General features: G+C 55.7%; 15 protein-coding genes. 4 read left to right on the forward strand and 11 right to left on the reverse strand.

The genetic code is table 11. The features are described 5' to 3' along the window. Positions 1 to 97: 97 nt before the first annotated feature. The 6 genes from DYU11_RS27600 to DYU11_RS27625 all read right to left on the reverse strand — a co-directional run bounded on the left by DYU11_RS27600 (position 98) and on the right by DYU11_RS27625 (position 11,488). Complete coding sequence (locus DYU11_RS27600; protein WP_119670970.1) at positions 98 to 2,806, reverse strand: c-type cytochrome; 2,709 nt, start codon at positions 2,804 to 2,806, stop codon at positions 98 to 100. Between the two features lie 199 nt (positions 2,807 to 3,005). Then, a complete protein-coding gene (locus DYU11_RS27605; RefSeq protein ID WP_119670971.1) occupies positions 3,006 to 4,532 on the reverse strand; it encodes a RagB/SusD family nutrient uptake outer membrane protein in 1,527 nt (508 codons plus the stop codon). A 39-nt stretch (positions 4,533 to 4,571) separates the two neighbouring features. Then, positions 4,572 to 7,643 (reverse strand): SusC/RagA family TonB-linked outer membrane protein, encoded by a 3,072-nt coding sequence (locus DYU11_RS27610; RefSeq protein WP_374756011.1) that lies wholly within the window; start codon positions 7,641 to 7,643, stop codon positions 4,572 to 4,574. A gap of 520 nt (positions 7,644 to 8,163) precedes the next feature. Next, complete coding sequence (locus DYU11_RS27615; RefSeq protein WP_119670973.1) at positions 8,164 to 9,573, reverse strand: M56 family metallopeptidase; 1,410 nt, start codon at positions 9,571 to 9,573, stop codon at positions 8,164 to 8,166. Beyond that, positions 9,570 to 11,099 (reverse strand): M56 family metallopeptidase, encoded by a 1,530-nt coding sequence (locus DYU11_RS27620; protein ID WP_119670974.1) that lies wholly within the window; start codon positions 11,097 to 11,099, stop codon positions 9,570 to 9,572. The genes DYU11_RS27615 and DYU11_RS27620 overlap by 4 nt, the downstream gene beginning before the upstream one ends. Beyond that, positions 11,096 to 11,488: a BlaI/MecI/CopY family transcriptional regulator gene (locus DYU11_RS27625; RefSeq protein WP_119670975.1), complete on the reverse strand. Its 393-nt coding sequence runs from the start codon at positions 11,486 to 11,488 to the stop codon at positions 11,096 to 11,098. The genes DYU11_RS27620 and DYU11_RS27625 overlap by 4 nt, the downstream gene beginning before the upstream one ends. Positions 11,489 to 11,622: 134 nt before the next feature. Here DYU11_RS27625 and DYU11_RS27630 point away from each other — a divergent pair, with 134 nt between their 5' ends. The 4 genes from DYU11_RS27630 to DYU11_RS27645 all read left to right on the forward strand — a co-directional run bounded on the left by DYU11_RS27630 (position 11,623) and on the right by DYU11_RS27645 (position 15,216). Next, on the forward strand, positions 11,623 to 12,279 hold the full coding sequence (locus DYU11_RS27630) for a MarR family winged helix-turn-helix transcriptional regulator (RefSeq protein WP_119670976.1): 657 nt from the start codon (positions 11,623 to 11,625) through the stop codon (positions 12,277 to 12,279). A 96-nt stretch (positions 12,280 to 12,375) separates the two neighbouring features. Next, on the forward strand, positions 12,376 to 13,248 hold the full coding sequence (locus DYU11_RS27635) for a TspO-related membrane protein (RefSeq protein WP_119670977.1): 873 nt from the start codon (positions 12,376 to 12,378) through the stop codon (positions 13,246 to 13,248). A 449-nt stretch (positions 13,249 to 13,697) separates the two neighbouring features. Beyond that, the gene (locus DYU11_RS27640) at positions 13,698 to 13,958 is read left to right on the forward strand and encodes an acyl carrier protein (RefSeq protein ID WP_158600379.1); all 261 of its coding nucleotides are present in this window, start codon (positions 13,698 to 13,700) and stop codon (positions 13,956 to 13,958) included. 88 nt (positions 13,959 to 14,046) lie between these two features. Further along, positions 14,047 to 15,216: a DUF819 family protein gene (locus DYU11_RS27645; protein ID WP_119670979.1), complete on the forward strand. Its 1,170-nt coding sequence runs from the start codon at positions 14,047 to 14,049 to the stop codon at positions 15,214 to 15,216. A 7-nt stretch (positions 15,217 to 15,223) separates the two neighbouring features. Here the strand turns inward: DYU11_RS27645 and DYU11_RS27650 are convergent, their stop codons facing one another. The 5 genes from DYU11_RS27650 to DYU11_RS27670 form a co-directional block, all read right to left on the reverse strand. Further along, positions 15,224 to 16,861 (reverse strand): hypothetical protein, encoded by a 1,638-nt coding sequence (locus DYU11_RS27650; protein WP_119671032.1) that lies wholly within the window; start codon positions 16,859 to 16,861, stop codon positions 15,224 to 15,226. A 5-nt stretch (positions 16,862 to 16,866) separates the two neighbouring features. After that, positions 16,867 to 19,086: a hypothetical protein gene (locus DYU11_RS27655; protein WP_119671033.1), complete on the reverse strand. Its 2,220-nt coding sequence runs from the start codon at positions 19,084 to 19,086 to the stop codon at positions 16,867 to 16,869. Then, positions 19,083 to 20,273, reverse strand: coding sequence for a BatA domain-containing protein (locus tag DYU11_RS27660; protein WP_119670980.1), 1,191 nt, complete (start codon positions 20,271 to 20,273; stop codon positions 19,083 to 19,085). Before DYU11_RS27660 ends, DYU11_RS27655 begins: the two co-directional genes overlap by 4 nt. After that, positions 20,273 to 21,139, reverse strand: a complete 867-nt coding sequence (locus DYU11_RS27665) for a DUF58 domain-containing protein (protein ID WP_119670981.1) — start codon at positions 21,137 to 21,139, stop codon at positions 20,273 to 20,275. The genes DYU11_RS27660 and DYU11_RS27665 overlap by 1 nt, the downstream gene beginning before the upstream one ends. 87 nt (positions 21,140 to 21,226) lie before the next feature. Beyond that, entirely contained in the window at positions 21,227 to 22,210 is a 984-nt protein-coding gene (locus tag DYU11_RS27670; RefSeq protein ID WP_119670982.1) for an AAA family ATPase, read from the reverse strand. Positions 22,211 to 22,254 lie beyond the last annotated feature (44 nt).

Genomic DNA, 22,254 nt, shown 5'->3' on the forward strand with positions numbered 1-22,254 from the left:
GCTTTACAAATGCAGCCAGGCTGTGTCAAGTGCAGTGGGGTGTTGAATCCGACCGCACTTGACATAGCTTCACGCTACGGTATTCGGAGGCATGTGTTTACTTGCCCTTCGCGCCACCGTCTGTGCTCTTATACACCTCGTGGCTCTGGTTCCCGCCCGACTTCAGATACGCCATCAGGTCGCGTAGTTCGTCGGGATTCAGGCTGTTGATCAGCCCCGGCAGCATGATCGACACGGTCGAATACTTCTTCGATGTTACGTCCTTCTTCGGAATCTTGCGTAGCTGATCCGGCGCGAACGGGTTCTGTGAAATCGAGTAATTCACTTTGTCTTCGCTTACCAGCCGCCCCAGCACCGACTGACCGTTTTTCAGCAAGAAAATGGTCGACGCATACTGGTCTGATACGGCCTTGTCGGGATGAATAATCGCTTCCAGCATGTCTTTATTCGAGAAGCGCGTACCCAGCTGGGTCAGGTCCGGCCCGATGTCTCCGCCTTCGCCCCGCATCGAGTGGCAGCGGCTGCACAGCACGGCCGAATAGATTTTTCGACCCCGATCGAAATCCCGACTCCCCATAGCACTGTCCACTATGGCCACCGCATTGTCGAGCTTCCAGGGACGGCCCGGTCCTTTGGGCGTATAGTCCAGGGCCAGATCATTGCCGGACTTAGTCAGCAGCTCCCCACCCGATAGCTTATCGTACCGCGCAACCTGGTCTTTGGGCACATGAGCCATGGCCAGTTTGCGGGCTCTGTCGATGAAGCCGACGTAGCTGCGGCCACCCTGGTATTTGAATGCATTGGCAAACCAGGTAAAGTATTTGTTGCGGAGTTCGGGCGTCCAGCCGGTTTCCTGACGGCTCAGCATAACGGCGTAGAACGTCTGCTGCAGCGGTGGTACCTTCTCCAGCATCTTGGCGATGTCCAGCCCATACTGCGGGTTGCGCAGAATCAGATCCGACGAGGCCGTAGCGGTTTCGAGCCCAAGATCCTTGCTGCCCGGTTCATCCTTCAGGTCCATCAGCGCCAGCGTTTTCGACACGACGCCCGGTGCTTCGAGGTAAATTAACACCCGGCTCAGGCCCCGGTTCATCAGCGCAGTTTTAGCTGGATAGCGTGGATTCAGGTAAGCAATCACCTTTTCTTTGTCGGCCGGGTCGGGCATACCCATGCGCGTAAACACCAGTTCAAACGCCCGCACCAGATCAAACTGCTGCGCTTCGGACAACGAACCCATGTTGATCTTCATCAGGGCATTCAGCAGTTTGCCCTTCAGAGCGGCATCTCCATGCCGGGCGAGTGCAATGATTGCCTGCGTTGCCCGTTGCGGATCGGTTTCCGTCAACGCCTTGTCCTGCCACTGGCTCACGGGCTGGTGTTCAACGGCCAGCCGGGCTGCATACCGGACAAACCGATCCGGGTGGTTCAGGTTAGGCCAGGCGGCTGCCAGAGCTGCCGGATTGGGTTTGCCGTGGTATTGCTCCAGTTCCGTTCTGAGTTGGCGCTCTTTAGAAGAAGCCGGCGCTTTGGCAACGGCCTGGGTCGACTCAGACCCGCCGTAGTACACCCGATACAGGTCCGATTCCAGCCGACGACCACCCGTCAGGAAGTACAGGGCGCCGTCCGGCCCGATGGCGCCATCCGTCAGGGGTAGTGGCGACCCCGATACGAATTCTTCGCGCTCAGCTTCATACGAAGCGCCTTTCGGTTTCAGATAAATGGAATAGATGATGCCGAAGCTCCAGTCGAAGGCGTACAGCGACTGGCGATATTTTTGCGGAAACCGGGCGTTCTGGCCGTAGAGCAGGTTGGTTGGCGACCCCTGTCCGATGTTCAGCACCGGAGGCAGGTTGTCGGGATTAGCCGGCAACCACTTGCCGTTACCCGTACGCCAGCCAAATTCACTGGCGCTGGTCGCGTGGCAGATACGCGTAGGCCGGTACCAGGGCAAACCGAAATCCCACTCCATGTCCGAGTCATAGGTAAACATATCCCCGGCCTCGTTGAACGCAATGTCGAATGCGTTGCGGTAGCCGGCGCTGACCAGCTCCCAGCGTTTGCCCTCGGGATCGATGTTGGCAATCCACCCTCCGGGCGCGTTGCGGGTGGCGGCATGACCACGCGGATCCGTAATTTTGGGAAACAGGTTATCGTCCTGCCAGTTGGCGGGCAGCCGGTACGCATCCATTTCCGGAACGTCGGTATGGTTCCCGCAGATCACGTAAAGCGACTGCTTGTCGGGCGACAGCACGATGCTGTGCGGCCCGTGTTCGCCCTCCCCTTTCAGGGCTTTCAGCAGCGTTACTTTGTCGAACTGGTCGTCGCCGTTGGTATCCTGCAGGCGATACAACCCACTGCTCTTTTCAAAGTTCTTGTTCTCCCGGTTGTTCACCATGACGTACAGGCTGTTGAAGGCGTACAACAGACCCTGCGCGTAGCCCATGCCTACTTTTGAACTCGTATCGCCGGGCTGCACAGCCCCTATCTGAAGCTTTTCGATTTTAGGCTGTCCACCCGACCCGATCGGCGGCATTTCGAGCCGGTACAGGAACCCGTACTGGTCGGAGGTGATCATCCGGCCTTTATCGTCGAATGCCATCGCCACCCACGACCCCTGTTTGTTGTCGGATGGGCTATACAGGTGTTCGGCTTTAAAACCAGGGAGTAGTTTTAGTTTATCCAGCTTAGGATTGTCGGGCGCTGATTTCGCCGATTCCGAGCTCTGCATGCTAATCCAGGACGTTCCGATCAGAACGAGGGCCACGACGGCTAATCCGAGTTTGGCCTTGTTGACTTTAGAAAACATGGTGATGTTGCATAAGGGGTTGACAGAATTCCATTGGCCCGAGTTCTTGTCTGATTTATAGCCGCAGTTGGCTTTTTCAGGCATTACTAAGAGATAGATACCCGGCTTATTCTACTGATTAATTTGCGGGCACGAACCAAAATATCGTTTACCAGCAGTCCTTCCGGCGGCTTAATCGAGCCGCCGGAAGGACTGCTGGTCAGAAGTTTGGAGTCAGCGCAGCTTCAACGGCCGGCAATGGATAATACACCTCCAGATTAGTGAACGCGTTCGGTGGGGGCACCGCACCGCTTGGGAAGTAATACTCCTGCGGGTTGGCCTTGATGCGGGCGCCGTAGGCGGTGATAATTTCGTTAACCCGACCGGTCCGGACCAGGTCATACCACCGCTTATTTTCAAACGCCAGCTCAACGCGTCTTTCTCTAAAGATGGCTTCACGTAGGCTGGCCTGCGAACCAGCCGCAGCAGCCGTCAGCCCCGCCCGGCTGCGCACCTGATTCAGGAACGGGACAGCCTCGGCCGTTTTACCCTGCTCGTTCAGGGCTTCGGCCAGGAACAGCAGTACCTCAGCGTACCGATACACCGGCCAGTTCTGACCCGTATTGTTGTGCTGCGAGTGAGGCCGGGCGTACTTCTTGATGTACGGGTAGGTTTTATTAGCCCGTAAGCTCTGGCTCAGCGTCACGGTACCGATGGATATGTCTTTCCGCTTATCGCCCGGCTCGTAGGCGGCAATGATATCCGGCGTCGGAACGTTGTTGTTTTCGCCGGAGATTGCCTGCGGGTTCGACGTACCGGTAATGGGCCTCAGCTCATCGGCCGTGATCGGTGCCGGAATAAACCGGTAAATCTGGTTCCCGTTCAGACCGGCCGGCCCTTCGATGTATTGCACCTCAAAGACCGACTCCCGGTTGTTTTTGTTACCCGTCGTGGTCGAGAAGGCATCATTGTAATCGGGCAGCAGCAAATACTCCCCGCTGGTGACGATCTCCCGGAGCAGGGTTTCGGCCTGGGGCCATTTCTTCTGAACCATGTACAGGTTGGCCAGCAGCATTCGGGCGGCCCCCGAGGTTGCCCGTCCCCCTTCCTGATCCTTCTTCAGCGGCAGCAGTTTGATCGCTTCCGCAACATCCTTTTCCACCTGCGCGTACAACTCAGTCGCTTGTGCCAGGGGCTTTGCCGCCCCTTCGCGGTCGGCTACCGGGGTCAGGTGCAGGGGCGCTTTGCCGAACAACTGAGCCAGCTTGAAGTACGCAAAACCCCGGAGAAAATAGGCCTGTCCCTTCAGGTTATTCTTCGAGTCGGTACTTCGCTGATCGGTGCCAAACGACACATTATCAATCAGAGCAAGCACCTGATTAGCCCGCGCAATGATCTGGTAGTTCAGACGGTATATGTTCAGAATAATCGTATTGGCGCTGAGCCCGCCGGCATTCAGTATGGCAAAGTCGGCCAGATTCTGGGTGTTATCCACCGCCCCAAACAGCACGTTCCGGGCGTAGTAGGTATTGTCGGAGTGCATCTCCTCCAGAGCCCAGGCCGCTTCGTTGTACATCGGCCGCAGCGGTACGTAAATGGCGTTCACCGCCTGCTGAAAGTCGGCTTCTTTGGTAAAGAAAGTAGCCGAGCTCAACGCGGTCTCGGGCACCACGGTGAGAAACGTATCGTTGTTGCAACTCGTCACAGACAGGCCGATCAGACTTGCTAAAAGGATTTTCTTTTTCATTCTGTAGTCGGGTAAGGATGAAAGACTGATTGCCGGAACTTAGAAATTCAGGTTAACACCAACGGTGAACGTACGCGGAACCGGGTAGTTCGACAGGTCGACCCCCTGGCTCAGGTTACCGCCATCACCCTGGCCATCGTTCTGAGCGCTGGTTTCGGGGTTCGGGCCACCCGTGTACTTCGTGAACACATATACCTGCTGAGCCGAAGCGTACACCCGGGCCGAATTGAAAAATTTCCTCAGAGCGCCGAAGGTATAGCCCAGCGTGATGTTCCGGATGGTGAAGAACGAGGCATCGGCTACAAAAAGCGAACTGGGCCAGTCGCGCTCGATGCCGGTGAAGTTACCACCGCCGTTGGTGGCCCCGAACATCCCCTTGCCCGGTGTGATCACATTGCCCCGGCTATCCACCCGGAAGCGGTCTTTTACGCCGGCCACCATGTTGAACACGCCATCCAGGTTCGCCGTACTGTACAGGTGACGCACCCACAACTGGTTACCGTAGGAACCGGAACCCGTAATCGACATATCCCAGTTGCCGTAGCGCAGGTCGTTCACAATCCCGTACGTGAACTTCGGGAAGGGGTTTCCAATGATGGCCCGGTCGTCGGTATCACCACCGAACGTGATTACGCCATCGCCGTTCACGTCCCTCAGCTTGATCGTACCGACCGCCGAACGGCCGGGGATAACGGGCGAACTTCTCAGCTCCTCGGCGCTCATGTAGAAGCCGTCCTTGACCAGCCCGTAGAACTGACCAAAAGGCTGGCCTACCTGCGTGATGTGGAATAAGCCATACACCCGGTCGATGCCGGGAGCCAGCGCTACCACCTGGTTCCGGTTGAAGGAGATATTGGCGTTGGTATTCCACTTCAGCTTACCGGTGGTATTGCGGGTGTTCAGCGCGAACTCATGACCCCAGAATTTAATCTCACCAATGTTGTCGTTGAAGTTCGTGAAGCCCGACTCCTGCGGCAATTGAACGGCATACAGCAGGTTGGTAGTCCGCTTGGTATAGAAGTCGTACACAAAACTGATGCGGTCGTTCAGCAGGCCCAGGTCGAGACCGAGGTCGAGCTGCTTGGTGGTTTCCCAGCCCAGGTTGGGGTTGGCAATGGAGGTAACCACCGCTCCCGGCGCAACCGTGCTGCCAAACGCTGCGTTCACCGTATTATTCACCAGCGCGTACTGGGTGTAGTTACCGATGTTGTTGTTACCAATGATTCCGTAGCTGGCCCGCACTTTGGCAAACGAAACCGGGGTAAAGGTCTTCATGAAATTTTCGTCGGAAATTACCCAACCTGCTGAAACCGACGGGAAGGTACCCCAGCGGTTGTTAGCCCCAAAGCGCGACGAACCATCGGTCCGGATAGCTGCCGTAAACAGGTATTTGCCCTTGTAGTTGTACGTCAGGCGCGAGAGATACGATAACAGGCTCCACTGGTTTATGGCATTGGTAGAACCCGCACGGTTTATGTTCAGCCCCCCCTGAATGGTCGGTAGCCGATCATCGGCGTACGTATCGGCCTGAATACGGGTTATATCCTGACTATAACGCTGCTGCGTAAAACCGGCGAGTAACTCGAAGTTATGCGCATCGTTAAAGCTCCGGGTGTACGTAGCCAGGTTCTCGTTCAGCCAGGAGATGTCTTCCCGGTTCTGGCGGATCGAAACGGCCAGCGTCGGAATGGGCACGTTGATCTGGCTGGTTGCCGTCGATGGGTTGAAGAAGAAGAACCGCGAGTTCAGGTATTCGACGTTGATGGTCGACTTCAGCGTCAGGCCCGGAATCGGTGAATACTGCGCATAGGCGTTGGCAAGTAGGTTCGTATTCTTGGTCTCGTTGGTCAGCTCACTGGCGGCCCGTACCCAGTTCGGATACGAAAAAATGTTACCCGTGCTGCCAGGGAAGCGGTTCACCAGCGTCAGATTACCCTGGTCGTCCCGGATAGGCATCACCGGCCAGGTATGCAGGGCGTTGAACAGAATACCCGTACCGCGGTCACCGTCGGTCCGGGGCGTATTGTCAAATACGTACGAAGGCGCTACGTTGAAACCAACCGTGATTTTGTCAGACAGGTTGTAGTTGGAGTTCATCCGCAGCGAATAGCGCTTGTACTTGTTGTTGATCACTACGCCATCCTGGTTAAAGATACCGGCCACCAGCGATGTATTTGAGCGCTCGGTGTTACTGGAAATCGTCAGGTTATAGCTCTGAATCGGTGCATCCCGCAGAACGGCACCATACCAGTCGTTGTCTTTGTCGGCCCAGCTTGCCGGATTCTGGAACTCAGTCGGTACGGCCTGGCCCTGATCTTCGTAATACTCTTTCTTGAACTGCGCAAATTCCTGAGCGTTCAGCATCTTGATTCGGCCGCGTTCCGGAACCTGCTGCGTACCAGCGAAGGCGTTAAAGCTGATGTTGGTCTTACCGCTTTTTCCTCTTTTGGTCGTGATCAGTACTACGCCGTTGGCCGCCCGCGATCCGTAAAGCGAGGTCGAAGCGGCATCTTTCAGAATAGAAATGTCGTCAATTTCGTCGGGGTTCAACTGCGCGATGTTACCCGTAATCGGGAACCCATCGACCACATACAGCGGATCGCTACCGGCCGTTACCGAAACCTGTCCCCGAACCCGGATGTTGATACCCGCTCCCGGCCGGCCGGTGGTCTGGTTGATCTGTACCCCGGCTAACCGGCCCTGCAGTTTCTGACCGACCTGCGACACGGGAATGTCTTTGATCTCCTGCGCGCTCACGGTCTGTACGGCACCCGTCACTTCTTTTTTCACCTGGCTACCGTAACCGACGACCACCACCTCGTTCAGCGTCTGATCGTCCGGAACGAGCCGGATGTTGAACGTCGTCTGCGTACCAACCACCGCTTCCTGCCGGCCGTAGCCCACGAAGCTGAAGACCAGGGTTGCGTTGGTGTTAGGCACCGCCAGCCGGAAACTCCCCTGGCTGTCGGTTGTGGTTCCCTGCGACGTACCTTTCACCACCACGCTTACGCCCGGAAGGCCATTGCCCTGCTCATCGGTCACTTTGCCCGATACAGGAATTTCGGCGACAGACGTACTCTTATTTTGTTCGGGCTGCCTGCGTGTATTCATGGCAACCTGCTGCCCGTCCTGGCGTGTAAGAGCCGGTTGTCTGTTACTACTTTGTCCATGAACAAAGCCTGTGCAGAAACCGGCCACCATACTAACGGTCACAACCTGATAGATACGTTTCATAGAATTAGGATTAAGGGTTCAGGTAAATGAACTATAAGCGTTCAGTAAGCAATAGCGAGTCAAATATTATCACATTCCGATACTCAACTTTCCTATACTTACCTGCTTTTGTAAATATTTTTATAAATACTTTCAGCTTTCCCACATATGAATGAGCCTTCTGACACGTATTGTGTAACTAATAATCAGAAAACGACACGTTGCAGCCGAAGGAAAACCGGGACAGGGATGAGCCGGAACAACCGTTTACTAAGAACAGGGCCGCAAAACATGACGAACACTACTTTTGATCGTCATTAGTGTAGAGAATTAAATAACGTAAAGACGGATAATGCGAAAAGCCCGCCAGATACCTGACGGGCTTTTTTGTATGCCTTACCTGGTTAGAGTCCGCTTCTTATTCTTTTGTTGTGATTGATACAACCCCTCTTTCTTTGTCGACATCCATACGCTCAATTGTGTTGGGGTCCAGATTGAGTTTTTGATAGGCTTCGTTCGTGTATTCTTTCCCGTCAATGATCCACAGTTTCACACCGGATTGACTTGCTTGACCTTCACCTGTCGACGGCTTGGCAGCTTTTAACTGGAAATTGATTGGCAAGTTAAATCGCACATTCACCGGCTCTCCACTCTGCGAACCCGGTTTCCAGCGCGGCATTTTCTGTACAACGCGAATGGCCTCCTCGTCAGCCCCGAAGCCGATTCCTTTTAATAGCTTAACATCGGCAATATCACCTTCTTTCGTGACAACGAAATTGACGAATACCCTTCCCTGCACGTTGGCGCGTTCGGCCGCAGCTGGATACCGTATATTCTTACTGAGGTACTCCATTAACCCTTCCATGCCGCCGGTAAACTCCGGCTGATTTTCTACTACCGTGTAAATTTCGCCGTCAACACCAGCTTGCCGGGCGGGTTGGTTCACCTCAATGGTTTCTCCCTTCTCAGAGGTCAGTTCGGTGTCTTTCTGGGTACACATCCAGAGCAGTGTTGCCGGGATCAGCACGGCCGCGTAGCTAAGCAAAGCCCGGCGGTGCGTTGCAGGTTTCTGTAACATATGGATTCGTTGTTTGAGGTTACTAATTGATACAAAAGCGGTAGTCAGGGCGGCCACCGGTACGTTGAGCGAGTAGGCTACCAGCGTCCGGGCGTAATCCGACGAGCTCATAAGTCGGCTGGCAGCCTGGTCGGCGAGGTATTCGTGCACCTGCTGCAGCGATCGTTTGTACAGCCACAGCACCGGATTGAACCAGAACGCGGCCCGCATGAATTCTACAAGCAGTACATCAATTGTATGCATCTGTTGAATGTGGGCTTCTTCGTGACGTAGCACAGCCTCGTCGGCCGCCAGGGCATCACTGCGATTCAGCACCAGATACGGGCCAAACGAAAACGAGCTAACTACATCATCAGGCAAACGTATACCTATATACGTCGACACACTGTGTCGTTGGCCACGATTTATGATCTGATGCACCCACCAGACGTTACGTCCAAGCTGAAAAAGCATAAAAACGACACCGATGCCGTACACCAGCCACAGCAGCATTGGCAGCGAAACTAAATCCAGTGATTCGGTGGTTGCCCCTACCGAAATCGTCGGCAGCGTCATTACGTTTACCGTCAGTGTCTGACTGGCCTGATTCGGAACGTCAATCCACGGCAAAGCCAACGAAGCGACCAGTGATGCCAGCAAATACATCCGGTTCAGCCCAAAGAACGTGTGCCGACGTAGCAGCAGCCAGTAGCAGCCGTAGAACAGCAGCAGGAACAGGTTGGCCTTGAGGAAATAATCGAGGGCGCTCATGATTTCTTCGTGGTTATGATGACAACACCATTTTTTGCTTTTGCACCATACGTAGTCGAAAAATTAGATTTGATCACCTCAACGCTCTGAATGTCTTTCTGATTGAGGCTCTTCAGCGTATCGGCCGTAGTATGAACGCCGTCTACAATGTACAACGGATCTTCCCCGAATGGACCAAGGCCCCGGATTCGTATGCTGGCTCGCCCTTTATTGAACATTGAATCGACAGCAGGATACGAACGCGGCCTTTCGTTAACGAGTAAGTACCTGGCGTTAGGGCTATTGTCATGTATGGCGGTAAACTGCGGTTTTCTCGAACCTGACGGTGAGGGTGCCACCATACTTGTCCGTTTGTCCTGCTGCTTTTCCGGGTTTTGTCGGTTCTTTGTACTACTGCCCTGACCCACTTTCTTCTGCTGAAGAGCCAGTTGCACATTGATCACCGTCCGGTTGTTTACGGGCACTTCCTGGTTTTTAAAACCAACGAAACCTACGACCAGCGTGTCTTTTCCAAACACATGGGAGAACACGTATCGCCCCTGCAGATCAGTGGATGTGCCACGGGTAGCTCCTTTTACCTCAATAGTTGCTCCTGGCAACGGTTTACCATCAGGGGCGGTTATACGGCCAGAAATTGTAATGAACTTATCAGCGGGTTCATCCACAATTGCCACGACTTCCTCCGGCACGCTGGTCATGGCTAACAGACCAAGCGCCAGCGGCAGCACGAGCGCATATTTACCCAGTGCCCACCGGCTCGTTGCCCGCCGACCCAGCATCCGGAGCCGTTGCCGCAGCAGTGACGGATTGAAGAAGCCATTGACCAGGGAGTCGGGCTGAACCCCAAACGCGTACGCCACCAGAAAATGAGCGTAGGTTGTCGTTTGCGCAGCCGCCTGATCCGCCTGAAACTCGTGTATCTGACGGATGGCCCGGTCGTATAACCACAGCGCCGGGCACAGCCAGCACACGGCCCTCAGCATTTCCAGCGCGAGTATGTCGGCGCTATGCCACTGTCGAACGTGCACCAGCTCGTGACGCACGATCAGTTCGTTGTGCTCATCGGCCGGGTTCAACACTACGTAGCGAAAGAACGAAAACGTAGGCAACTGTTCGTCACTCGGCCGAACCAGTACAAAGCCGTCATGCGACTCCCGTGGCGATCGGCGAATGAGACGAACCAATCGATACAAACGAGCGCCCAGCCGCACGAGCAGCAGCACCGCCACCACTACGTACGCCCACTGGCCTATCTGCTCCCAATTTGTTTCTACAGGAGCCTGTACGGAAGCCGCCGGTGCTGCTTCAACCATTGGCAAGGCAATGACGCCCACCGGAACGGGAATCGTCTCGGCAGCCTGGCCAGGCAGTTTAGCCAACGGCAGCAGCAAGGATGTTGCCACTGCGCCGAGCAGATACGCCCGGTTCAGCCCAAAGAATGTATGCCGACGTAGCAGCAGCCAGTAGCAGCCGTAGAACAGCAGCAGGAACAGGTTGGCCTTGAGAAAATAGTCGAGGGCGCTCATTGGTCTTTCTCTTTGTTCAGGAGTTGAATAATCTCATCGGCTTCCTTCAGGCTCAGGTTCTTCTCCCTGACGAAAAAAGACACCAGCTTCTTCAGCGATCCATCGAAATAGTTGGTCATCAGTTGCTCGGTCTGGAAACGCCGGTACTGCTCCTCCGTAATCAACGGATAATACTCGTGTGTTTTGCCGTAGGCCGTGTAGCCCACCAGCCCTTTCTTCTCCAGAATCCGGACAATCGTCGACACGGTGTTGTAGGCCGGTTTAGCCGGTCCGTCGGTACGGTCCGACTCCGGCAACTCGGCCAGTATGTCCTTCACGAAGCCCTTCTTAAGCTTCCAGAGGACGCGCATAATTTCTTCCTCGGCTTTGGTAAGTTCACGGAGCTGCATACGGTCTGTGCTTTAGCGAACGAAAGGTATGACTAATGATTTAGTTTCACAACTAATGCTTTAGTTATTTTGTTTATTTTTTTATCCGCCCGGTTTTGTACTTTCGCCGGAAGAACCATTCAGCCCCCGTCGTTATGAAAAATTACCAGCTCATTCAGGACCTGATCGGTCACCTGGAAAGCTTTGAGCACCAACAGCCCGACTCCGATCAGCAAACGCTGTTCAATTTTGTAGCCTGGTTGAATCAGCACCTGATCACCTCGGCCGCCGAACACGCTCAGCATAGCGACTATACCCACGATGCGTACCAGACACCCGACGTTTACATCGGTATCATGATCGGATATCTGTATCGCTACTCACGGGTGTATGCCCGCAAAGGCCTGGAAAATACGCCCCTGGTTACCTACGACGATTTTACGTACCTGGCAACTTTGTGGCAACACCAGCCTATGACCAAGATTTCGCTGATCGAGCGCAATATTCACGAGAAAACCACCGGCACCGAAATCATCCGGCGATTGCTGGCCAACGGGCTGGTGGAGCAGTATGCCGATGAAACGGATAAGCGCAGCAAACGACTGCAACTGACCCCCAAAGGACAGGAACTCCTGATGGGCATGTGGCCGGTCATGGGGCAGATTGCCGTTCTCATGGGTGGTAACCTGACTACTGCCGAGAAAATGGTACTGGTCGGCCTACTACAAAAACTGCACACCTTCCATAATCCTATATTCCTGAATGACCGCGACAACTCGATTTCAGATTTAATTCAAAGCAACGTTATTTAATACCATATCATATCACATCAATTAATTAAGTACAAAATTGAACAAAATACAAGCGGTTACGTTGTTTTCATAATGTCTGAATAACCAGCAGTCGCTATGAAAAACAACCAGCTTGAACGCTACGCTACAGCCGCTTTTGTGATCGGCAGCATCATCGGTACTTTCTTTTTCAGTCGGCCAAAACGGGGGGCTTTCCGCACAGACATAGCGGACGAACAGCAACGGGAACTGGACTTAAACCTGACTACACCCGCCAACGCTACGTTTGGGATTGCCTGGCCGGTTATCTACACCGGCACCATCGGTCTGGCGGTCCACCAGGCCCTTCCGTCGCAGGCCAATAACCCTCGCTATGCCAAAGCCCGGCCCTGGCTCTGGGCCAACTACGTATTGAATCTGGTGTTTGGCTACTTCTTTTCAAAATCCGATTTGTCCAGCCGGGTAGGCGGTGGGTTAACCACCATTTCGTTGCTGCCCCTGTCATTGGGCCTGCATCGCCAGCTGGAAATTGGCCGGACGGCAGTACCGGAACCGGAAAATACATTGCGTAAATCGATTAGCCTGTATACCGGCTGGTTAACGGCAGCTACGGTCGTCAGCGGGGCTAACCTACTGCTTCAGGCTGGTTATCGCGTGTCGCCCGCAACGGCCCGGCGTTGGGCATACGGTATTTTATCGGCTACCGGCGGATTGGGAATCGTTGTCTCAAAACGACTGAATGATCCGTACTACCTCGTTACGCTCATCGCGGCCTTCGTTGGCATTGCGGCTAAGCAGCGCGGCCGTAACGATGACGTTGCCGCTGTGGCCGCTGCCTGGGCCGTAGCGCTGGCCGGCGTTTTCGTCCAGCGGCTCCGGGATGCGCAGACCACTGCTCAGCAGGCACCGGCGACTGATGCTGCCGACCAATCGTCTGAATCACCTGCCGAGCCAGCGACCCCAGCCCTAGTCGAAGCCGATAAGGGGTAACCGCCTAATCACGCCCCACGGCCTACGATCAGCCCGGCCAGGTTTTGACGAATCTGGTCGGGCGTCCGCATTTACTCTAGTCAATAACTATTGTATTGGCTTAGATTTTGCTGGCTGACCGCTGCGTTGACAAGGCAATTGATCGCCGATTACCGATTTGTTGGCTGGTTTATGAGCAAACCGACCCGAAACAGGGCCAGTAAAGCGGATGAGGCCAATTAAAAATTTTTACGGCTACAATACATTTCTGTTAATCAATTTGTTATACCCCTCGACTAACCCGCTGACTGCCTTTAGCTAATCCACACGCATTGACTGGCCTGCTTATTGCATACGACTACGTACAGACGCCCGGAATAACCAACTCAGTACCTATGCACGAATCCGGACGCATACGTAACCATTAAGTAAGCAGCGCGATGATAAATGATTTTGACATGACCGACCCAATGAATGCCCCTGTGCGACGGATGCTACGGGAAATGGGAGTTCGTCAGGATGCGCTCTCCAACGAAGCCGATTTAACCCTCGATCTGGGTCTGGACTCCCTGGACCGGATTGACCTGTTGGTACAGCTGGAAATCCGCTACGGTATTCGCATCGTTGATCAGGACTGGCACCGGCTCCATACCATCCGGCAGATGGAACACTACGTGGCCGAGCAGATTGGCCGAAAGCTCTGCCTGGGGCAGCCGGTTGGTCAGAGCTGATCTGGAAAGAGGTGGGTAACGCCATTGGCAGTCGGCAGAAAATGAGTAGATTGTGGCAATCATCTACCCACTGCAAACCGCCACCTTCTTGACTGATTCCCTATTTATCCTCTTCGTTCTTTGCCTGAACGTAGTTATCTGCGAATGGCTATGCCAGCGCCGGTTCTTCCGGCACCTCGGTACGGCCCTGCTGATCATTGTCCTGACGGCCCTTGAAGCCAACCTGCGCCTTATTCCAACGACCGAAACGCCGGTATACGACGGCATTTTCAGCTACGTTGCTCCATTTTCGCTGTTTCTGCTCCTCCTCAGCGTCAACCTGAAAGACCTTCGCCGGGCAGGCCTGCCCATGCTGACCATGTACCTGACGGGCTCGGTGGGGGTTGTTATCGGCGTACTGACGAGCGTATGGGTATTCGCGGCTCCGCAGACCGTGGGTGAACTGCACTACGCCCTGGCGGGGATGTTTACCGGCACGTACATTGGCGGCAGTATCAACTTCCACGCGGTTGCCCTGCATTACAACGTATCAAAAGCCGGCAATCTGTTCATTGCCGCTACGGCCGCCGACAACATCCTGACGACGCTCTGGATGATGGCGACCCTGGCCCTGCCGCGTCTGCTCCAGCGCCGGTTTCCGCGCCAACAGCCTACGGCCGTGGCTCCGGCCCCGCTGGCAACCACCTCGGCCGGATTGAAAGACGGGTCGGCTCCTCAGCCGCTGTTCTCCGATGCCGAAACCATCCGCCCGACTGATCTGGCCCTGCTGCTGGCAATGGGGTTCGCGGCTATCTTCCTCGCAAAACAGGTAGCCGCCTGGTTTCCGGCCCTGCCGTTCGTTCTTGTCCTGACTACCCTGGCCCTCGCCCTGGCGCAGTTCCGCGTCGTCAACAAGCTGAGTGGCAGCCGTCTATTGGGTCTGCTCGGCATCTACGTTTTTCTGGCCGTGATCGGAGCCTACTGCGACGTTGCGGCCCTGCTCCGCGACGGTGAACTGGCCTTAGTACTCTTTGGGATGATTCTGCTGCTGGTACTGATTCACGCCGTTCTGCTGTTTGGGGTCGGGGCGCTGTTTCGGCAGGACTGGGATGTGCTGGGTATTGCATCCCAGGCTAATATCGGGGGCGCTACGTCGGCGCTGGCGCTCGCCCGGAGCATGAACCGGGCGGATCTGCAACTGCCGGCCGTCCTGGTCGGTACGCTCGGCAACGCCATCGGAACGTACCTGGGCATTCTGGTCGCGGAGATGCTGCGCTAACGGGTTCTCAGCCTAGCTTCGGTTCAAGCCAGAGCGCGGTCAGGCAACTCAGCAACAGCACCAGCCAGACCCAGTTTGGCACCGAATTATCCGTTACAGCCTCGGCCACTTCCCGGCCCGCCAGGTAGGTAGTCTGAGCCCGGACGTACTGACTCAGCAGCCGGTTGCCGGCCACCGTGGCTATGCGTTGCGGATCGTAGGCATACACATCCACCGAATCCTGAATCGTATGCCAGCCCGGCCGACTGAACCGATACCTGGTTTCCGCCGACAGGTTATTGATGGCTGAATAGGCCAGTGTCGCCGTATCGCGGCCTACAGACAACGCAGCAGGTCGGGCCGGTACGTTGTTGACCTGCAAATCCGTGGGCAGACCAGCCACCACCGGGGCATCGACGGTTACGTTATTGAGGCCGGGGGGTTGCAGAGGGGCCAGAATGGCCGTCCAGATCCGGTCGTACGCAACGCTGTCGCCACTGAGTTTTAGCGGGTACGTTTCACTAATCAGGCTCAGGCCAATCCTGCCCACTCCCTGCTGCACCGCTACCGGGTAGCCGGCCACCGGAAACTGATTGACCGTGCTGGTGATGGCATACGGCAGCGCGGTCAGGCCATTCCCAACCGACACGGCAGACTCCGTCGAAATCTTCCGGACCCGCCAGCTACTGCCCACCGCCTGATTGATGCGTCGGGCTTCGCTTTCGGGATCGGTGGTGTTAATAAACAGAACCGACTGCCCCCCGGCAACCGCCCGCCGAACCAGCGGATCGGCCGCATTACCGGGATCGGTGATAACAACATCGGGTTTAGTGGTTTTGCGGCTCCCTTCGTTAAGTGCCAGGCTGCTGCTGATGTCTTTCGAAAGGGTACTGGTCACCCGAACAGTGTGCCCCTGTTTACCCAGCCAGTCGGCCAGTGTCCGGCTTTCAAAATCAGGACTGCTCAGCACAAACTGGTACGTTAGCGGAACCGGCGGGCGGGCAAAGAAGCGGATTGTATCGAGTGGCGCGTCACCTAATAGCAGGGTGACCTCCGTTCGTCCCTGCACAAACGCCGGGAATTGCAGCGTGAACGTATTGGTGCCTTCGCGCAACGCCAGGCTGTCCAGCGTTCGATTCCCATACCGGACCGTGAGCGCCTGCTTTCGTGAAGAAACAAGACGGCCCGTTACCCGCTGCATTTCACCCCGACGCACAATGCCTTTCCATTGGATCGTCTGCACCTGATCGGGTTGCTGATACGGTAGCCAGCGTACTGCCGACCGGCTCAGCCGGCCAAGTACCTCCGGTGGAAACTGTTGCCCCAGCAGCGTCACCGAATCAAACTCCCCTTTGAACGTACCGGCCGTGAACCGCCGGCGAACTCCGAGGCTGTCCTGCACCTGCCGACTAAAAGTCGAAGGCACCTCCTCCCCAACGATCAGCGCATGGGTAGTCCGTGCACTTTCCCGCCAGACCGGCTGCACGACATATCCCAGCAGCACCAGCCACAGCAGACCGTTCAGGGCCAGCCGAACCCGTTTTCGTCCCGCCGAAAGCTGGGAATTTCTTAAAACCAGCCAGACCTGCATGCCCAGGAGAGCAGCTAATCCGGACAGGATAAACCAGTTAACAGGATCAGACCAGTTGATAGTTACGTCAATCATGTACGTCATCTCAGGCGCTTCCAGAAGGCCTGCTCCAGTTTGCGTTCGCTGGTGTACGAACGGTTCGTCCGAACAACAACGCCCGTCAGCTCAGCCAGCTTGGTTTTCAATTGCGCGTCTTCCAGTTCGGAAAGCGACCGCCCCCCGGCCAGTTTCTGCAAACTGCTCAGAACCGACCAGTTGCGCAGACCGCTGTTCATGACCCGATCCGCAAGGGCAGTACCCAGTTGCTGCACGACCTGGCGTTGGGCGGTATTGAGTTCATGGGTTTGGTCCAGATAGCCCAGCACTTCCGCAGCCAGTGGCCCGACTCGCTGCTGGTCGTACGTGCGCTGCTGACTGAACCGGGGGTTCACGTTCTTCAATTCCCCCGTCAGGCGTTTTTCCTGTTCCTTGATGGGGGGCGGATCGAAGCTGGTTTTCTTAACGAACGTCCGCGCTTTCTGCTGAGCGGCTTTCAGAAACTCCAACGCCTTTTTCTCGTACGGCAAGGCTTTTTCGGGTTCGTACAGCCGCAGATGAAGCTCCGATTGCCACATCTGCTCAAGCGCCATTTTCAGCAGGCTCCGCGTCGATTGCTCGTAGAAGGTGTTTGCTTCGCCGTCGTCGTGCGAGTGAACGTACTGCTCCATCATGGCCGCAATCGGATCTTTCTCGTCGGCCGGATTCTGAGTGCCCCCATGCGAATGCCCATGATCATGCGGCTCCTCGTGCGATTCGTGCTTGTCGTCGTGATCGTGGTCATGCTCGTGCTCCCCCTCGCCTGAATCGTGCTTGTGCATGAACCCCTCCAGCGGATCGCCATCTCCGCCCCCTTCAGGGCCGCCGTGCCCACCGATGGACGTTTCAAATTCTTCGCCTAGGTATTGCCCGTAGCGCAGCCGCAGGACTTTCTGATCGAAGCCAATCTCGTTGGACGTACTGTTAAAAGGCTTGGCCGGTATCTTATTCCGTTTGGCAATCAGCTTTTCCGTATCAATGATGATTTGCCGCTGGCTTCGGAAGTACTCCGGCATAACGTTGACGGCCATCGTCGCCAGTTCGGCTTCGTCCATCTTCGTTGTGTCTTTGTACACGATGAAATACGTATCCGATTTGGCGAAGTTTGGCTCGGGCTGCCGGTTATCGAGCGCGGCCCAGTAGTAGTACAGCTCGTCGCCGGGCGCAAAATTGAGCGCTTTCAGGTCAATGCTCTTGGTGATACGCGACTCCTTGAAGTTGGCTTGCCCGAGGGGTAGCTTCACTTCCCTAAACTTGACGTTCTCGCCCGATCCCCGCGCCACCGTAGCGACAATAAATGCCTGACTGACCAGGAAATCGTCGCTGAATTTGGCCGTTACGCGGATCGTTTTGGGGTCTTTCAGGAAATGATACTGGTACAATTCTTTGGAAGCGGGTTCGATTTTTGGCGCCAGATCGGGCTGCGCTTCCAGGCGATAGAAGTCGGATTGGTAGATCAGCGAATCTTTCCAATAGGCCTTGATGGCATATAGACCTGAACTGACAACCCGGTCTGTATAGGTAAACCCATCGGCGACCTGACCGAACGGCCGCTCTTCACCCCGGCTGTTGGCCAGCCGTACCGTCATGTCCTGGCCGCTCGACAACTGCACCTGCCACGTCAGTTGTGACCCGCTGATGGCTGTTACGTTCAAATCGGTCGAGCGCCGTTCGGGCAGTCGGGTGTAAGCAGGCGGCTGCACCCGAACCGACGCTGACTCAAACGCGGGGATTGTCGGCTGGTTATCGTTTGGCAGCACCGCCCGATTCCCCGATCTCGTCGGTGGGGGCGTCTGACCGGGTTTAAGCAATGGGTAAGTTAAATGTACGCCAACTGCGGCAACCAGTACCAGGCTATACAAACCCAGTCTGGAAAAGAGAACAGTCGGTACCGACACCTGCTGAATCCGGTCGTTCAGGCGTTCCAGTTGCAGTTGTTCGGCCATATTCAGTTCCGGCTTATCGAGTAGCGGCAGACTGTACTCCACATCGCCCACGGTCCGGTGGATAATCGAAATGGCCTTCGGTTTTTGATTTTGGTAGGGTTTGCTCACCATAGCACCCGCGCCAAAAGCCGCAGCCGCAGCCAGCCATGCGCCTACTGGCGATTGGGTGAACGTCAGCACGAGCAGATAGGCTGACGCGGCCAGCAGCAGACACACCAGCAGCGCGTTGGTATACAGTTGGTAAACAACCGACGATATGGCTTTTCGTAACTCGTTCATGCGTTCTTTCTCAAGGCAATCCATCGCTCTACGCCGATCAGAACGACCAACAGAGCGGTTAATAGTTGCTGCACTCGTTCCTGATGCTTCGTATTTTCCCGGGCCGACGGTACAAATAAGCCAGCCAGTTGTTGCCGACTCAGGGGCACTTGCACCGAATGAAGCCCGAAATGCCGGACAAATTGCTCACCCAACCATTCCGGCAGCTGTCCGGCGGCTACGCGTTCGGAGGTCTGGGGCGTCAGCGATTCAGTAGTATACACTACGTTGGGCAACACCGGCTCCCGCTGCACACCCGAAACAACATACAGCGCCTGGGATGAAGGCCGGGCAGGCAGCTGATCCGTCAGCACCCAATCGAACGGTTTGGCAGCACTCCGTGCAAGTTCAACGGCCAGATCAAGACCATACACATCGGCCAGCGCCTTCAGGGCGGCCACAACGGTTTGCCGTTCAACGGAATTGCGGTAATCGACCAGTACGGCCAAACCACCCGTTCGTACCGGTGTTGGCCTGAACCGGCCTTCTGTCGGCAGCGCGGCACTGCTGGTCAACTGGTTGGCTGCGTTTACGAAGAGCTTTTTATTGCCTCCGTCGAGGTAAGCCTGCACCGGTCGCCGGGCCGAATCAGCTACCGCATGAAGCCGAAACCGGGAGGGCACGTAAATAGCCGGTACCTCCGCCCACTGCTGCTGGTTGAGTATGTACAGGTGCAGTTCGGCTTCGTTCGTTCGAATGCGGTTTATGGCCGTTTGCAGGATTAACGGGTTGACATTGCTCAGCGTCGGCAGTGATGTAAGCGCTGACATTGTGGGGATTTCCTGGCCGACCCAGTACACCGGTTCGCCTTTTTTCAGCGCGTCTTCCAGTTCAAACCGAAAGTTATTGACCAGAAACTGGTCGGGTTGTACCAGATGGATGCGCTGCACCGTGTTCGATACATTCAGCCCGTTTAAGATCGGCTGGCTCAGCAAAAACGCGAGTAGCATGAGCAGCAAGCACCGCACCACTAACAGCAACAGGTTTTCAAGCCGGAGCCCCCGGTGCTGTTGCTGTTCTTTCTCAATCAGCCATTGGGTGGCCGCCCAGGGCAAAAGCTGCCCTTTTTTCTGATGCCAGAAGTGAATCGCAATCGGAATCACAACGGCCAGCGCCCCCCACAGCAAACCCGGTTGAATGAACTCCATCAGACGTTTCGTTTGGCTAAAAACTCCCGCAATACCATGGCTATGGGATCACTGAGCTTGACGCGAATTAACTGAACATGCGGTAGCCGCAGGGCTTCGTCCAGGTTCTGCAAGTACTGCGCGGCCGTTTCCCGGAACGTCTGCCGGACATTTTCGGCCTGCAACTCAATTTCCCGCCCGGTTTCCAAATCCTGAAACCGGTAAAATCCGCTCAGGTCAAACGCCAGTTCCTGATCGCCCAGGACCTGAAAAATGACGATCTCCCGGCGCGGACTGGCCACGCTCCGAATCAGACTTAACCACTCATCGCCAACCTGCAAAAAATCCGACACCAGTACGACGAGTTCTTTCTGCTTCTGATAAAACTCCGGAAATCTGGGTGAGGTGTTGAGCCACTGACCGGCCGCCTGCGCGTTCTGCAACGCGTATAAAATCTTTTGAAAGCCCTGCGCTCCTGCAGGTACGAGTGTCTGTAAAGTGCCGTTCTGAAGGGCATACAGACTCATCTGGTCACTCTGCCGATAACCCAGGTACGCCAGCGAGGCCAGCAGAATTTTGGCGTAGTTCAGGCGGGTCACATTCTGTTCCGCGTAATTCATCGACCCCGACAAGTCCAGCAGAAACCGGATTTGCAGATTACTCTCCGTCGCCGACTCCCGCACCAGGTGCTTATCCGTCCGGGCAAACAGCTTCCAGTCAATTCGTTTCGGATCGTCGCCGGGCTGGTAGTGGCGGTACTGCTCAAACTCGGTCCCCGTTCCCGAGCGTTTGCTGGGGTGAATGCCCAGCAACAGCTCATCGCTGACCAGTTTCCCGGCCAGTTGCAGGTTGTTAAGTTTAATCAGGTCCGTGGCCAGTTGTGCCATATCCGTCTGAGTGTCGTTTAGTTTCGAGTGGCGTCCGTTTCAAAACCCACGTGTCAGGTTCCTGAATCCGACATCACGTCATCCAGGCTATTTGACTGTTTTCAGCAGCTCCTGAATTACCTGATCGGTCGTTACGCCCTCCGCTTCAGCGCGGAAGTTCAGGGCCATGCGGTGGCGCAGAATAGGATACGCCAGCGTTTGAATATCCTCCGGGACCACCGAAAAACGTCCGCTCAGAACGGCCCGGGCTTTGGCACAGAGAACCAGCGCCTGCCCGGCCCTCGGCCCGGCACCCCAGTCACACCATTGCTTGACAAAGGCCGACGGACTGCCATCAGGCCGGGTTGCCCGTACCAGCCGGTTGATGTAGCTGATCAGTTCGTCGCTGATGTGTACCTGCCGGGTCAGGCTTTGCAGTTCGATGATGTCCTGATCGGTCAGGACAGTCTGCAGTTGCGGCCGGTTGGTGCCGGTTGTGCTTTTCAGTACGTCCAGTTCCTCCTGTTCCGATGGGTAGTTGAGCCGGATGTACAGCAGGAACCGGTCGAGCTGGGCTTCGGGCAGCGGATACGTACCGGCCTGTTCGATGGGGTTCTGGGTCGCGATAATCAGGAACGGCCGGGGCAGTGGGTAGTCCGAGCCGCCGTACGTGACCTTGTATTCCTGCATGGCTTCGAGCAAAGCCGCCTGCGTTTTGGGGGGCGTCCGGTTGATCTCGTCGGCCAGGACAACGTTGGCGAAGATCGGCCCGTAGTTGAACTTGAAGAATTTTTTACCGGTTTCGTGGTCTTCTTCCAGAATTTCGGTGCCCACAATATCGCCGGGCATGAGGTCGGGCGTAAACTGAATGCGCTTGAAGCTCATGTCGAGGGCTTCGGCCATCGTTTTGACCATGAGCGTTTTGGCAAGGCCCGGTACGCCTTCCAGCAGGCAATGCCCACCGGCCAGCAGGGCGATCAGAATTTCGCTGACGGCCTCCTGCTGACCGACGATTACCTTCCCGATCTCACTGCGCAGCAACGGGAGCTTGGCGACTAATGTTTTGTAATGCGTCAGTTCCTGTGTTTCCAAATCAAGTTCAGGTTTGTTTGACGCAGAGGTGTAGAGATAAGCGC

Origin of the sequence: Fibrisoma montanum (assembly GCF_003583365.1) — a bacterium.
Taxonomy (GTDB): Bacteria; Bacteroidota; Bacteroidia; order Cytophagales; family Spirosomataceae; genus Fibrisoma; species Fibrisoma montanum.